Below are 16,041 nucleotides of genomic sequence, written 5' to 3'. Positions count from 1 at the left end.
ATTTTGATGTTTAAAAATTATTTTAGTTTGATATATAGTACCTAAGTTTTACATAAAAGGCTCTTCCAGGTTGTTGAATTTCGAAATTATCATAAACCTTAGCATCTGTTATATTTCGCGTTAACACTGATAGGTTATACCTTCCCTCTTTGAAAGAATATCCCAACTCTAGATTATGTGACAATTGCTCTGGAATGATATCCCTATCTTCCGGATTCCCTTCTACAAAAGAAGTAAGTGGGTATTCATGCACGTAGTAAGTATTCCAAGAAATATTGAATTGATCTTTTGCAGCCAATACGTTTTTGAATCTACCTCCTATTCGAGCATTGCCGAATAGATAAGGGATGTTGGCGATACGTTGATTTTTTAAAAAATCAACACCTGCATTTTCTCCAGCATTCCTATCAATGATGTTTTGGTAAGTAGCATTGAGATCTAAAAAGAAAGAATTATTATACAGCATTCTAACTTCTCCTTCAATTCCCGTACTTCGGGCATCCGCAGTATTATAATATCTAGAGAAGATACCTTCAGATCTTATGGCAATAAAATTTTTAGCATCTCTAAAAAAGATATTACTATCCAGCTGGAGCTTGAGTTTATTTATTTCTGTATTAAAAAGAGCGCCTAGATTGACATTGTAACTTTCTTCTGGTAATAATGTTGGATTTGATTTCAGCAAAAATCCATCACCAAAAACTTCATATCCTTCAGGAATTCTAAATGTTCTTTCAAAGGATCCTTTGAGCTGAAAATCAGGTATAATCTTAAAAGTCGTTGCTAAACCGTATCCTAACTCTTCAAAAGTATTTTCAATTTTGGTAAAGCGTTCTTCCTCAGTACTGGCGAAAAGATCCTCTATAATCCCTTCTGAATTCAGGAGATATCCTTTAGAAAAAATGGCGGTTTTCCATCTATTGTCTAATACACTTAAATCATAAGAAAGTCCAATAATATTTTTATTTACAATATGCGGGTCTTGAAATGCTATCCTTCCCGTTCGTGCTTCATCTTCTCCTTTGCGTCGAATATAATTCTTAGTGTAATTAATACTTACTGAATGATTATCACTTAAATTATAACTAGCTAAAGCGTTTATCAAATGCAAATTATCTTTAAATTCGAATAAGGTTTTACTTGCTTCAAATTCTCCTAAGGTTTGATCACCACGTTCAATAAAATTTCCAAACCAATCATACTTCCTAGATGAAGTATCTACCACTTTCTCTCTATTTCTTGTAATGGATCCGTAGATTTTTAACCTCAACCTATCTTTAAGAAGACTGTTTTTTTCATATTCAATAGACCCAGAAACAATATCATTTTCCGAAAACACTTCTCCAAATGGGTTTTGTGGATCTATAGGATGCTGTATTTCATTTTCGTTAGCTGAAGCCGTAAATCCAAGGATCAATCGATCTGCGAATGATTTTTCTAACATTCCGGTCTTAACCGTAATCATCTGAGAATTATAGGCATCATGAAATCGTTCTACGTCATCACGTCTAATTCCTGTATCATTACCTAATTCGTCTCTTACTTCAATATCATCAATCGTGTAATTATTATCAGAATGGTTATAAAAAGAGGACAGCTGAAACATCCATCCTTTTTTACTGTAATGTTGGGCATTAATTGTTGCTCGATGGGTATTGAAAGAACCAACATCATACGATACATCAAGGTAATCCTTTCTTCTTCTATTGGTTATAATATTTACTGCACCACCTAAAGCGTCAGTTCCCAGATGAATAGGAACAACACCTTTATATATTTCTGCTCTTTCTATCAGAGTGGCAGAAAAATTATTTAATGATAAAGAACTTCCGAAATTTTCAATGGGAATTCCATCTATAAAGAATTTTACCTGTTTTCCGGATAAACCATTTAACGAAAAATCAAAAGCAGAGCCTAAACCACCACGTTGTCGCACATTAACACCAGGGATCGTAGTTAAAATCGAATTGATATCCGCGCTAGTGTTTTTAAGCTCCTTAATTTCAATCACTTCTACTTCAAAAGCCTTTTCTTTTGCTTTCTGACCCGCAGTTTTAGACTTAACAATGACATCGTTAAGCTCTTCAATGTTTTCCTTTAGAACAATACGAATAAATCTTTCTTTATTAGCATCAGCTCTTACCTCTAAAAAGTTTGTTTCAAAACCAATAAAACTAGTCTGTAAAGTATAATTACCCTCTGGAATCGAAAGATTAAATTTCCCATCAAAATTAGTGGTAGTACCAATATTATTTAGTTCCAAAACACGTATAGAAGCTTCGGGTATTGGTTGGGATTTTTCATCCACCACCACTCCTTTAAGTAATGCTTGACTTTGACAACAAAGTGTAACCAAAAGCATTAAAAAGACATTAATTTTTCTTTTTAAAATAACCACTGACTGTAACGATTTTTTATCTATTTTAGCGACCCAAACAATAACTATTTATAATTAGTCTAAATAAATTTAAAATGCAAAATTAGGATCTAAGGGAAGAGAAAAATGACGCATTATGGATAAAAAAAGACGTAAAAATAATTTGACTTATAAAGAGATGGACAATGCTCAAAAAACGAATACTTTATATACTGTTTCTGAGCTTATAAACACCTATGATCGCTGCGGAATTAGCTCTAAAAAATTTCAGTTTTTAAAGGACTATGGTGTTGGGTATTTTCTAAAACATAAGTTTGAAGGATTATCTATCACGATTTTTGATGTTTTATTTGAAAAAGACTTGCGCATCGAAGGTGCTACTTCTAGAGACTTTTTAGAAATGTCTTTTTTGATTGAAGGGGAACAAATCATCAGAATCGACGGTATATCAAAAGATCTAATTTATGAAAGTCAAGAATGTTATCTATTGTATTTAGAACGTATAAAAGGAAGTATTTCCTATCACAAAAGGAAACGATTAAAAGAAGTTAAGGTAAGAATGAGTAAAGAGTTTATCAAAAGACATCGATTAGATGAAGAATACAATATTCTGGAAACACACTCCTTATTAAAACTAAAAGAGAATTTTTTAAAACCATTATGCTCCAAAACTCAGAACATTCTTACCGAAATTTTAATAGACAAAAGAAACGGATTATTAAAGCGGTTATTCCTTGAATCCAAGGTACTAGAACTTGTTGCCTTAAAACTGGAAGACACTTCTAAGCAATCTAAAACTAATCACATTACTGCTACCGATCATATTGTTAAAAAGCTTTATAATATTCAACATTTGATCAGCTCCGATCTGTCTAAGCAATACTCTATTCATGACTTATCTAGACGAGTGGGTATTAATGATTTCATTCTTAAAAAAGAATTTAAAGAACTGTTTGGCAAAACAATCTTTGAATATGCTACGGAATTAAGAATGAATAAAGCCCGACAATTACTACTTCATAGCAAAAAACCGATCTATGAAATTTCAGAATTAGTAGGGTATAAAAACTCTACTCATTTTACAGCTGCTTTCAAAAAAATAGAAGGCATAACACCAAAAAAATATAGAACAAAATTATCTTCTGAAAATAATTTATCTTAACTATCATTCTATCCTTACACTCTTCTTAAATTACTAACTTTCTACGGATAATTTTCGTTTAAAGAAATACCTATTAGATGTAAAATTTTCTTTCAATTTGATAAAAATGAAGTGCATCATAAATGTTAGTCCCATAAACAATGGCATTAATAGAATTGTATCCAATTCATTCATACTTTGAAACCCAAAAAATATCATCCCCCAACAAATTAAAACCCATTGAATCACATATAACGAGGTAACATGCTTACTACAATAATAAAAGGTTCTATATACCCAATTATTTTTAGTTTTTGCAAGCAACCAATGAAATAAAGATAATACCGCAAAGTTCCAACCTGCAAGGTAAATAACTCCTCCTGGTCCTAAATGGAAAAAATCATTGAAATGATACTTTTCACCTATAAACACTAAAGGCCCTCCAACGAGTACGCATATGATACCGCCTATAAACATTCTCTTAAATAACTTATTTTGATCGTAGTCCATTTCTATATACCATCGTCCAAAAAACATCCCTAATAGTATAAATGAAATCCAAGGAAATACAGAGAAATACACCCAGTATCCATCACTCCACAACAATTGAGTAATATAGCTTAATCCTACTATTCCTGATTGAAACTCTCTTAATTCTACAGACAAAAAGGCGATTATAATGGCCAATCCTAAAATCAAAAATTTATTTTTAAGATAAGCTCTTACAAATGCCAATATCAATAAGGATATTCCTGCTAATTGTAAGATATCACCTGTTAGCAAGAGATACACATATTTTTCAATATCTAGAGGATTTTCCCAACCATATGCAGCTATAAAACTATCTGGCATAAGTCCAATCAAAATGGGAACGAGAAACTTTAGAAAATTCATTAAATAAGCTACTCCAAGAATTAATATTCCACGTTTCACTGCACTTTGCATACTCTGATTTCTAGAGATCATAAAAGATACACCCATCGTTATTAGAAAAACTGGTGTACCTCTTCCTACAAAATGAATAAAATGTCCTAACAAAGTATCTGACTGAACATTTTGTTGAGCATGAATCCATAAGGTATGTACCATTATCATGGCAATTACACTAAATCCTCTCCCAAAATCAATAGCTAAAATCCTATTGTTTTTTAGTGTCGCGTGTGATGTCTTTTTTTGTAGTTCCATGTTAGTTTGTTTGGATTTCTGTTAAAATTTTAAATACATTAAAATGGGTTACACTATAGCAACTTCTTCTTTGTCCCTTAAGTGATCTATGTTCTTAAACTGAGCTATGGGATTTTCTAAGGTTCCTTCTAAGATTAAACTTGCCATTGGATCTGCAAGATTTAGCATTTGTTGCGTGTTTTTAAGCTGTAATCTATTGAGACAACACCTATCAAATTCTGGTACAAAAAGATCATACCTATCAAACTTGGATTGTAATTCTGGATGTTCCTGCTGATAAGAATGAATACATAATGCAACTTCTTTCCAAAAATCTTCTTCTCGAAATGATAACTCTTTTTCCAAAATAGGAGTCAAAAACCTAAAAAAGCAATCAAAGACATCTGTAAAAATGCTTAAGATTTTCATCTTATCAGAAGTCTCGGTATACAATCGTTTTACCTTATTAGGCAATTCCAATTCTGGGTTAAAAACAATAACTTCTTCTGTGATATCTTTCATCAAAATTTTTACAGGAAGATAATTTTCTAATACCACAATAATGTTTTCGCCATGAGGCATAAAAACGAACCCATACTTATAAAAACAGTGTAATAAAGGAGACAGATAAGCACTTAAATATTTTCTGACCCAAAGGTTAACTTCACAAGAAGCAGCATTGATCAATGCAACAATTAAAGAGTTGCCAAGCGAATCCTTATGAAGTAACGCTGCCATAGTCATTAATTGTTGATCCTCGTGTATTTTGCTATGCGGACTTTCTCGCCATAAAGCAGATAACATTTTATTATGGGCATTTGTTTTGCCCAATAATTCATAATAGGTATTTTGAAAACCTACGGTAGCTACTTCACCTAGCATTGTGAAACCTTGTTTTTCTAAATATTGGTCTTTCTCCAACAAATCAGTTATCCAAGTGGTTATATGCGGCGTGCTTTGCATATAAGAAGGCGAAAGTCCACGCATAAACCCCATATTTAGGATAGACAAGGCCGTTTTGGTATACATCTTTTTAGGATTACTTTTATTATACAATGTTCTGATAGATTGTTGTGCAGAAAAATAATCCTCACCTTCTCCTAAAAACACCAAATTTTGATTTGCTATATCTGCCGCAAATACTTGAAATATCTTATTATTCCATTGCCATGGATGCACAGGAATAAAAACATAAGAGCTTGTATCTAATCCTAAAGACTCTAATTTGGTATTAAATTTTGCAATTAATTGTATTCCAAGTTCTTCTTTTATAAAAGTTTTATACTCGTATGAATCTACTGAGGTAAAAGTAGTTTTACTCTTATGTCCCGCTACCCAATAGATTTTAAAAGGTGTATCTGCTTCTGGAGAATACTGTAGATAATCCTGATGATCAAAACCTATTCTACCATTATTAGCTACAAAACAAGGGTGGCCTTCTGTCATCGCATGTTCGATAACTTGAAAAGAATTATTGACCAATTCTTTAGCAGAAAAAGTACTATTCACTTCTTTATAAGCAGCACTAGAAAGTGTACTAGAAATTTCTTCTAAGTATACTGGTAGCAAGTGTTTTGGTATTTCCAAGGTATATACAAAGTCTACTACAAATTTTAATGCATCAATAGGCATTTGTTTATGATCAACTTTCTTAATGATAGATTGTGCATCCACATCCCAATGATCTAGTGCGTATATTTTGGCTTTAAATTCATAAACAATAGATGGATTATCAGCTTTCAGTCGATACGTATTAAACTGGCTATGGTTTGTTTGTTGTTCTGGTTTTAAAAGTAATTCATGGGTAAATTCACTAATGGCTTTAGCCACTAAAGATCTATTTACTTTGGCCCAAGTAGTTGGATTAAGGTGAGTATCTGAGGTTTCTAGTTGGTTGGTATCTAAGTTGGTCATTGGATTATTATTTTCGTGCAAAGCTTTCTTTGCTATTTTATAATCTTCTAGTTCGCAAAAAGCTAAGGCTGCCGTTTTTTCTGGAAGCTCTATTTCTTTTTGATAAACAAACCCTGCTTTTTTATTCAGCTTATGAATCTTTTCATTTCTAACATCTGGTTCCACAACTACTCTTTCCACTTCGGGTAATTGAAAAAAATACTCAAGCACCGTACTAAAAACATTCCAGGTAAATCCTGTAATCCTTTCTTCTGAGGGCGCAACCAAAATGTGCATCCCATAATCTGTGTCTTTAACAGCATAATGTTCTGCAACTCGATCGGTAGATGCTTTGTATTTTTCCATTAAAAAGATGGGAACTCCATTATAGACACCTACAAACACATCATAGTCCTTTCTGGAAACTAGTGTTTCATATTCAGACCGAACTTCAGCTAATGTGCTATCTAACATTCCCCAATATTTGGCATACGGATTTGTCACCCATAGATGGATCGTATTGATGTCGCTATCAAAATCTAAATGACGTAGATGTATAGTTCCAAAATTTTCTATCGTCCTAGAGAACACGATATTTTGAATGGCTCCTATATTTTCCATAATATAAAGTGAATTATGAGATAACATTGACTAAATCTTTTCTATAGGCTGCAATTGGATTTTCTAACTTACCTGCAAACTGAAGTAAAGCAACAGGATCATCTAAATCGATCATCTGTTTATGATTGTTTAGTTGTAGTCTATTCAAGCAGGACAAATGAAATTCTGGAGCGAACAAGTCATATTGCTGAAACTTTGCTTCTTTTTCTGGATAACGATCTTGATATTCTTGAATTACTTGAGCAACAACTTTCCAAAATTCTGTTTCCTCGAAATCAGCATGCGCTTCTAATATTTGTGACATGAACCTGAAAAAACCATCGAATATATCTGTAAAAACAGATAACAGTTTCACATCTTCAGGTACTGGAGCGTACATACGTTTCAAATGATCTGGCAGTATTACATCTGGGTTTAAAATGCAGGCTTCTTCTGTAATATCTTTTAAAAATACCTTTACAGGAATATGATCTTCTAAAACCATGATAATATTCTCTCCATGCGGCATGAACACTAAATCGAAATGATAAAAACAATGTAGTAATGGACTTAAATACGCTTTCAAATACTTTTCTAGCCATCCTCCGATTGACAATCCAGACTTTTGAATAATCTTTGGAAGTAATGCTTCCCCTATATGATCAACATGTAGGAAAGCTGCCATGGTCATGGCTTGTTGCTTTTCTGTAATATTTGCCGCAGGACTTTCTCGCCAAAGCGATGCTAACATTTTATTGTAATCATTGTGAGGTCCAAATTCTTCGAAATAAGGGTTTACATAACTTACAGAACCAATTTCACTTAGCATTCTAAAGCCTGTTTCCTTAATATATGAATCTTGATATAACAGCTCTTCTAACCAAACTGCCATTTTAGGAGCTGTACCTAAATAATATAAAGGAAGTCCTCTCATGAACCCCATATTTAAAATGGAAAGTGCTGTTTTGGTATAGAACTTTTTGGGATTCGTATTATTAAATAAAGTTCTTATAGACTGTTGTGCTAGATATTGATCTGGTCCATATCCTAAACAAATCAAATTTCCAGTAGCAATTTCAGGCGAAAATATATTGGCTAACTTATTAAACCATTGCCATGGATGCATTGGTATAAAGAAGTATTCATCTGGATCAAAACCTCTATTTTCTATAGTTTCTTTAAATACTCGGATGGTATCCGCATCTAGCTCTTGTTGTATCAAAGTTTCGTAGGGTAACGAATCTATGGCAGCATACACTGCTCTACTTTTATGACCTGCTAGCCAAAGTAATGAAAAAGAATTTCCAGCTTCAGGAGCATACGACCTGTAATCACTACTATCAAATCCAATACGCCCATTATTAGCGACAAAACCAGGATGTCCCTCGGTCATAGACTGTTCGATAGTTTGAAAATCTGAGGTAGCAAGCTCCTCTGAAGTTGGATTTCCTTTTAAAAATTTAAATGCGCTTCCGTACAGCGTACTTATGATTTCTTCAAGATATACTGGCATTTGAGTATCTTTTATACCCAATTGTTTTCTAAATTCTTTAATAAACAGAATTCCGTCGATACTAACAGATTCGCTCTCATCATATTTTTTAATGGACTCTGAACGAATCCAAAGGTGATTTAATGCGAGTGGTTTTGCATTAAACTGGTATTGTATGGTAGGATTGTCTGTTTTCAATATATAACTATTCCAGCCATTTTCTAACTGTTCTAAAACAACAGGTTGTATCAGCAGTTCATGGCTAAATTCTGTAATGGCTTTCGTTACAAAAAGAGTATTCACTTTATTCCATACTTCTGGTTGTAAGTGAGCTATTGATTGTTGGGGTGAAACGGCATTGTCTAATGTATTCATAGCACTTCTCTTATTTATTTTTGAAATTGACTTCATTTTTTCAAATGATTCCCTTGTTAAAAATGCAAGTTGTGCAGTTTTGTTTGGGAGCTCAATAATTTTATCTAACTGAAAACCTATGCGCTGGCATAGGGCAAACATCTTTTTATTGCGGATATCGGGTTCTACTAGTATTCTGTCAACAACTGGATCTTTAAATACAAACTCCATGATGGCAGTGAACAAATACCAAGTAAAATTTGGAATCTTAACATGCGGAGGAGCTACAATAATATGAATCCCACAATCTCCATGTTTTGATGGATATAAGGTATGTATGATATCTTCTTTAGGATTGTATCGTTCTAATACAAAAACTGGTTTCCCCTCAAAAACGCCAACAAATACATCATAATGTTCTGGTTCCATCAATTGAGCATATTCTTGTCGTACCTGCTGCAAATTATATCCTTTCATTCCCCAAAAGAATGCATAATCCATATTTACCCATTCATACAAAATTTCTGAATCTTCGGATAACCGAAAAGGTCTTATATCGATAGTACCAAAATTTGAAAAGAATTTTGAGTAGACACTGTGATATGAATACTGAATATGGTTTTCTAATTTTTCCATTTAGAATATCTTATGATTTTAGGAGTAATTCAGAAGTCCGTTTTACACCTGTTTTGAAAATGAAATAGTACAATAATAAGGTAATCACAAAACCACCAAGCGCTACTATAAATGGAATTTGTAATCCGTTATATTCTACTAATAGACCTACAGAAAAAGAAGACAGTAATACTCCCAAATTTTGAAAAAAGTGAACTTTACTATAATCCATGGCATAAGAATCTGGTGTACTAAGTTCAAAAAGCAATACATCAAATTTCACAACACCTTGAAAAATAGCCCAGCCATAAATAATTCTACCGAAAATTGTGGTAGTCGTATCAGGGATTCCTTGTAGCAACAGCCCTAGAATCCCCAATACTAGTATTGGAATTATCGCTCCAAACTGACTATCAGATTGTTTTCTTTTTGTATTGATCCATAATGCCGTTAATGCAACAAATCCAGGAATCGCATACATCACTCCCGAAATAAGTTTGGAACTATATCCAGATATATTTTCCCAATAGGCTACAAAAAAAGGTCTTATCAAAAAATCGCTGAAGTAAAGAATCATCGTAATGATTCCTATTTTTAATATAAATCCTTTTGGAATCACCTTCTTTTTAGTTTCTGTATTAGTATTTTCTGGTTCAGAAATTTTAGTGGTATTATATTTTTTACTTTTTAAAAGAAAAGCACTCATGCCCATTTGGACAAAATCCCCAAGAGCCATGATTAAAAATATATAACTCGCATCTATAAAATCTACTGTGGCACCACCGATAACTGCTCCTAATATACCTCCAAGATGCACAACTACTGATAATATCCCAATCGTAGTTGGATGCTCTTTTTTAGAAATAATTTTAAGGATATACGGATAGACTAATAAATAACTTCCTTTAAACAGTACCATCACTAGCGAGATGATCCAGAAATTGATGTAAGAATCAGTGATATAACAACAGAGTGCTAAAATTCCAGCAATACATTGGGTATATACGAGAATACGAAGCTCTGCTATTTTTTTTGAAACATATGCCCAGAACGGAAATGCAATCATCACCATAAAACAAATCGCTGCAAAATAATATCCTACCAGCTCTGGATTTTTAACGCCAAACCGAGCTTCAAAAAACTGTGGATAAAACGGATGTAGTAAATAATCACTTACCACAGCTACCAATGTCATTACGATCAAAAAGTTCCTCATTTAAATATCCTTTTCTACAATACGGATGTTTCTTCCGTAATTTCTTCTTCTTCTGTAACCTCAAATTGTTGGAATGCAATTCTTTTTTCAATTGGGTAATAGTCTGTCCCTGTAAGTTCTTTGATAATATAAGAATTGCGATACGCAGCCATACCTAAATCTGGAGTAACAAAACCATGGGTGTGTAACTCCGCATTTTGCACAAAGATTTCGTTCCCTTCGTGATCAATTGCATAATTACGATGTACATCATATCTTCCTTGTTCATCCCATCGAATTCGATCCTTAATACCCTCAATAAATTGTGGTTGCTGATACTGATATCCTGTCGCTAGCACTAATCCTTCCGTGGTATGCTTATAGTACTTATCCTGTTCGTGTTGATGTATTTCTACATAAAATTTGTTTAATGTATCATCATAAACAACATGTTTTAACTCAGAATTAGTACGTAGATTGATGTTGATATTACCTCCTATAACTCTTTTGGTATAGATCATATCAAAAATAGCTGCAATAAGATCCTGATTGATTCCTTTATATAAGTGTTTTTGATTTTTAATCAATTGATTACGCTTAGCACCTGATAGATTATAGAAATAATCTACATACTCTGGAGAAGTCATTTCTAAGGTTAATTTGGAATATTCCAAAGGGAAAAATCTAGGCGATCTTGTAATCCAATTTAATTCATACCCTTTATCGTCTATTTCTTGTAATAAATCGTAAAAAATCTCTGCCGCACTTTGTCCACTTCCTACGACTGTTATGGATTTTTTGGACTGTAACTTTTCCTTATTCGGAAGATATGCACTAGAATGAATCGCTTCATTTTTTAATGCTTTGCAACAATTAGGAATATAAGGGCTAGTACCTGTACCCAATACAAGTCTTTTCGTTTTGAAAACTTTTCGATTGTTTGTCTTCGTACATTTAGAAAATACGGTATAACATCTTTCTTGTTCACTATAAGCAATTTCTAATACTTTTGTTGAAAACTGAACATTCGATAATTTCCCAATTGCCCATTGACAATATTGATTGTATTCTTTTCGTAACAATAAAAAGTTTTCTCGAATATAAAATGAATAGATTCTACCTTGCTCTTTGATATAGTTTAGAAAACTAAAAGGATTGGTTGGATCTGCTAAGGTTACCAAATCTGCCATAAAAGGAATCTGCAATGTAGTATCCTGAAGCATCATTCCTGGATGCCAATCAAACTTATCTTTTTTATCCAGAAATAGTCCATCTAGTTCGGCAATTGGATTCGTTAAACAAGCCAATCCTAAATTCATAGGACCTACTCCAACGGCTATAAAATCAAATATCTTTTCTTCGTTCTTCATGTTACTTTTCAATTAATGATGACTTTTCTGCGAGGTAATTCAGTCCTGTTTCTTTAATCATTCTAATGATATACAACAGATCATCAATGGTACTTTTCGGGTTTAATAATGTAAACTTCAAATAGATTTTCTGGTCAAATTTTGTACTTACTACAGATGCTTGACCTGATTTGAACAAGGTGTTTTTGATATATAAATTGATGATATCTAGCACACTATCAGATTCAATTTCAGGATCGTTAAATCTAAATACTAATGTGCTTAATTCTGGTTTATGTACAAGTTCAAAATATGGGTCATCCTTAATACTGTAATAGAGATCGAGTGCCAGATAATGTACTTTTTCTAGAAAAGCTCCAATGTTTTTCTCTCCTGTCATCTTTAGGGTAAACCAAAGTTTCAGCGCATCAAATCTTCTTGTTGTTTGAATAGATTTTTCTATCAGATTTGGACATTCCAAATCTCTATGCTCTAATGGATTTAGATAATCTGCGTAGTAAGAAACATATTTAAAATATTTCGTATCCTTTACTAAAAAGGCACTGGAACAAACTGGCTGAAACATGGTTTTATGAAAATCTATAGTCACAGAATCTGCATGTTCTATTCCCTTTAGAAGCTGGCGATGCGTTTCGGTTAACACATAACTACCACCATAGGCTCCATCTACATGAAACCATATGTCATATTCTTTGGCAATTTTGGCAATGATATCAATCGGGTCGAAACTTCCAAAATCGGTAGTTCCTACTGTTGCTACAACTGCTACTGGTATATTTCCTAATTGTTTTTCCTTTTCAATTGCCTGCACTAATGCTTCTGGTTTCATCTTCATTTTCTCATCAGTACTCACTGGAATTACTGCGTCATATCCCATTCCCATTAATGCAGCATTCTTTTTAATGCTAAAATGTGCTTTATCCGAACAAAAAAATCGAAACTTAGATACCTCATCAGACCAGCCATTCTCTTTTAGATTTAGACCAAAATGCCTAAAAGCATAATCATCTCTAGCGATCAATAACGCCATAAAATTAGACTGTGTACCGCCACTGGTAAACACTCCATCTGATGTGGAAGGTAAATTCATTTTATTACAAATCCATCGAATCATTTCCTGCTCTATATAGGTGGCAGAAATACTCTGATCCCAAGTTTCTACAGCAGTATTTACTGAAGAAGCTATCAAATCTCCTACTAAAGCAGGAAGCAAGACAGGACAATTTAAATGTGCTACATAACTTGGATGATGAAAAGCAATGGTATGATCTAAATACAATTCCTTGATTTCTTCTAATGCTTCTGCAATAGAAAGTGTTTCATTAGTATCAGAGGATAACAGGTGTTTTTTCTCCTGAAAATCACATATTTCTCCTGGATAAAAATGATCTCTATCTAAGAAAGACATTACGTATTGTAAAGCCTTATGAATATAATTTTCGTAAGTATATTTCGATTGAGCATCGAAAAAATGATCAACTTTTTGATCAACGGTCAGGTTCGTTTGAGTATCGAATAACATTTTATTTTTATTTGATCTAAATAAGCTTTGCAAATGTAGATGCAAACAAAAATATATTTATGACGTATCTAGGATAAAAAAAGACGTAATTGATATGTGAGAGATTTTTTCAAAAACACACCTCTCTTTATTAGCATATTAAAGAAAATACCAGAGTAAAGGTTTTAGCAAGGTAGATATATCAAAACAACATTTCCCTTAGTATCAAACCCTTCTAATATTGTCCCAAACTAACATTATTAGATGGATTCATTCGAATCAATCCTTACTTAACTTATTTTACCGCCTTTTCAAATGCTTTAGTACCTCCAACAATAGGAATGATAACAGAGGTCTCATCAAGATCAATAGTAAGTTCTGTTCCAGGCTTGGGTAATAAAGTGAATTGACTATCACTTGAAAAAATCATCAGTCCGATTTGTTGTCCTTTTTTAATGATTTGATCATCTGGTTGTAGTTCAAAAGACAACTCGTAAAAAGCTCCTGGCTTTAGAGGTTCACTTTCCGTTAAGGACTTATAGTTTTGTGGATCTGCCCAACCACGAGTAATGATGTTATTGGTAATCTTTCTTGTTTTCTTTTTCCAAGGCAAGGAAACCAACCAAACAGAAAGATTAGCAGCAGGTTTACTACTAGCCAATTTTATGCTCATCTTACAAGTTCCAGATATATGAATATCCTCTTTTAGTATGGGTGTTGTATACAATAAACGGTGATTAGATGATGGTAATGCTGCTAAAGAATCTCCAGAAAAGGTATAGTCATCCATTAATTTTTCTTTTCCCTGTTTGATTGGTTTACTGTTACCTAACGCTCCTATTTCTCGTCCTCCTTTATTTGGAAAAAGAGTGACATCTGTAGCATCAGGATTAGGATATTCTTTATAAGCTGTTGGTTTATCCTGTGGATCATTTTCTCTAACAATCCAGGCACGTGCATCTTTTTCAACATTATTTTCTACTCCATGTAAATATCGAGTAAACCATCTATTCATCAAGGTCATTGGTGGTGGACCACCATGTCCATTCTGATGATAATAGATCTGAGAAGGAATCCCCATTTCTTTTGCTTTCTTATAGATTCTATAACTATGTTCTGGCATGACATTCCAGTCGTTAAAACCATGTGACATTAATAGTGCAGCTTTCATAGGTTTTATATCATTTAAATAATCTCGACCTGACCAGAAATCATTGTAATCACCAGTAATTCTATCCATCCCATTTTTCATTTCCGTATCTCGAACTGTCTTGTTATTATAAGGACGTTTCGATTCATCTCCACTATGAATAAAATCATATAACACATCGATATCTTCTCCTAGATACCCACCAGGAGAACGCACTAAACCGTTAGATCTGTAATAGTGATAATACGAAGTATTAGGCGCGATAGGAATAATAGCTTCTAGACCTTTTACTCCTGTAGTAGCAGCGGCTAAAGGAATAGTTCCGTTATACGAAGTACCGGTCATTCCAACTTTCCCTGTAGACCAATACGCCTTCACTTTGTCTCCTCCTACTGGTTCTGAAAATCCATCAATGCGACCACATAACCAATCAATCACAGCTTTTGGAGCTAAGGATTCATTATCCCCGCCAACAGTTGGAGCTCCTTGCGATAATCCTGTTCCTGGAGAAGAAGAATGTACTACAATATATCCCCTTGGAACCCATTTATGAATATGTGAATTGGAAATGATTGGTCTTTGTCCTCTTCGTATCACTTCTACATGCGTTCTTGGTTTTGGTTGCGATCCAAGTTCATGGTGTACATCCCAAAACAATCCATCTGCATTTGCCGCGACACCTGCAAAATAAGGACTAGAAACATAAATGACGGGTAACTTTAATCCTTCTTCTTCTGTTTGATATGGACGTGTTACGGAGACATGCATTCTATCCAACACTCCATCACCATCGGTATCAAATTCTGTTGGTACCCATAGATCATGACGAATCCATTTTCCAGGATTATTAAAAGCTTCGACAATTTGTGCTTCTCCATCTTTAAATACAGGAACCGCTTTTTCTTGTGCTGTTATGAGTGTTACTAGGAATAGAAATACTATTAGAAAATGAGTATTATTTTTATGAGTCATTACAATTGAGATTTGTTACTACAACCACCTTTAGTTAGATGCAAAAGATTTCCGTTCAAAAATGGTAATCTAATTTTTGTATATAACAAATATAGAATAGAATTATGATTTTTTGATGGGAATCTAATTGTTCTACTAAAAAAAGCCTACAATTACATTGTAGACTTTTCAAATCTCATGAACCAAACCCCTATAGTTCACTTTAATATTTAGAATA

At 33.4% G+C, this 16,041-nt stretch carries 9 protein-coding genes; 1 reads left to right on the top strand and 8 read right to left on the bottom strand.

The genetic code is table 11. The features are described 5' to 3' along the window. Window positions 1-22: 22 nt before the first annotated feature. On the bottom strand, window positions 23-2,398 hold the full coding sequence (locus tag ABD077_RS08455; protein WP_343911888.1) for a TonB-dependent receptor: 2,376 nt from the start codon (window positions 2,396-2,398) through the stop codon (window positions 23-25). A gap of 115 nt (window positions 2,399-2,513) precedes the next feature. Between ABD077_RS08455 and ABD077_RS08450 the strand changes: the two genes are divergently transcribed. Beyond that, entirely contained in the window at window positions 2,514-3,539 is a 1,026-nt protein-coding gene (locus tag ABD077_RS08450; RefSeq protein WP_343911887.1) for a helix-turn-helix transcriptional regulator, read from the top strand. A 33-nt stretch (window positions 3,540-3,572) separates the two neighbouring features. Here ABD077_RS08450 and ABD077_RS08445 read toward each other — a convergent pair whose 3' ends face one another. The 7 genes from ABD077_RS08445 to ABD077_RS08415 all read right to left on the bottom strand — a co-directional run bounded on the left by ABD077_RS08445 (window position 3,573) and on the right by ABD077_RS08415 (window position 15,824). Continuing rightward, on the bottom strand, window positions 3,573-4,703 hold the full coding sequence (locus ABD077_RS08445) for a heparan-alpha-glucosaminide N-acetyltransferase domain-containing protein (RefSeq protein ID WP_343911886.1): 1,131 nt from the start codon (window positions 4,701-4,703) through the stop codon (window positions 3,573-3,575). A gap of 48 nt (window positions 4,704-4,751) precedes the next feature. After that, window positions 4,752-7,196, bottom strand: coding sequence for a GNAT family N-acetyltransferase (locus ABD077_RS08440; protein WP_343911885.1), 2,445 nt, complete (start codon window positions 7,194-7,196; stop codon window positions 4,752-4,754). Window positions 7,197-7,209: 13 nt separating this feature from the next. Then, window positions 7,210-9,657: a GNAT family N-acetyltransferase gene (locus ABD077_RS08435; RefSeq protein WP_343911884.1), complete on the bottom strand. Its 2,448-nt coding sequence runs from the start codon at window positions 9,655-9,657 to the stop codon at window positions 7,210-7,212. 10 nt (window positions 9,658-9,667) lie between these two features. Then, entirely contained in the window at window positions 9,668-10,852 is a 1,185-nt protein-coding gene (locus ABD077_RS08430; protein WP_343911883.1) for an MFS transporter, read from the bottom strand. A gap of 14 nt (window positions 10,853-10,866) precedes the next feature. Continuing rightward, on the bottom strand, window positions 10,867-12,201 hold the full coding sequence (locus ABD077_RS08425) for a lysine N(6)-hydroxylase/L-ornithine N(5)-oxygenase family protein (protein ID WP_343911882.1): 1,335 nt from the start codon (window positions 12,199-12,201) through the stop codon (window positions 10,867-10,869). Between the two features lies 1 nt (window position 12,202). Next, window positions 12,203-13,723 carry a pyridoxal phosphate-dependent decarboxylase family protein gene (locus tag ABD077_RS08420; RefSeq protein WP_343911881.1) on the bottom strand — a complete coding sequence of 507 codons (1,521 nt, stop codon included), beginning with the start codon at window positions 13,721-13,723 and terminating at the stop codon, window positions 12,203-12,205. A 274-nt stretch (window positions 13,724-13,997) separates the two neighbouring features. Beyond that, the gene (locus ABD077_RS08415; RefSeq protein ID WP_343911880.1) at window positions 13,998-15,824 is read right to left on the bottom strand and encodes a Xaa-Pro dipeptidyl-peptidase; all 1,827 of its coding nucleotides are present in this window, start codon (window positions 15,822-15,824) and stop codon (window positions 13,998-14,000) included. Between the last annotated feature and the right edge of the window lie 217 nt (window positions 15,825-16,041).

It is taken from the genome of Aquimarina litoralis, from assembly GCF_039523995.1.
GTDB classification, from domain to species: Bacteria; Bacteroidota; Bacteroidia; order Flavobacteriales; family Flavobacteriaceae; genus Aquimarina; species Aquimarina litoralis.
Note: the sequence above shows the minus strand (reverse complement) of the source record. Positions and strands in the feature narration are given on the sequence as shown.

Coding starts and splice junctions, on each gene's coding strand:
- ABD077_RS08450 (WP_343911887.1), top strand. CDS start 2,514: ATGGATAAAAAAAGACGTAAAAATAATTTGACTTATAAAGAGATGGAC.
- ABD077_RS08445 (WP_343911886.1), bottom strand. CDS start 4,703: ATGGAACTACAAAAAAAGACATCACACGCGACACTAAAAAACAATAGG.
- ABD077_RS08440 (WP_343911885.1), bottom strand. CDS start 7,196: ATGGAAAATATAGGAGCCATTCAAAATATCGTGTTCTCTAGGACGATA.
- ABD077_RS08435 (WP_343911884.1), bottom strand. CDS start 9,657: ATGGAAAAATTAGAAAACCATATTCAGTATTCATATCACAGTGTCTAC.
- ABD077_RS08430 (WP_343911883.1), bottom strand. CDS start 10,852: ATGAGGAACTTTTTGATCGTAATGACATTGGTAGCTGTGGTAAGTGAT.
- ABD077_RS08425 (WP_343911882.1), bottom strand. CDS start 12,201: ATGAAGAACGAAGAAAAGATATTTGATTTTATAGCCGTTGGAGTAGGT.
- ABD077_RS08420 (WP_343911881.1), bottom strand. CDS start 13,723: ATGTTATTCGATACTCAAACGAACCTGACCGTTGATCAAAAAGTTGAT.
- ABD077_RS08415 (WP_343911880.1), bottom strand. CDS start 15,824: ATGACTCATAAAAATAATACTCATTTTCTAATAGTATTTCTATTCCTA.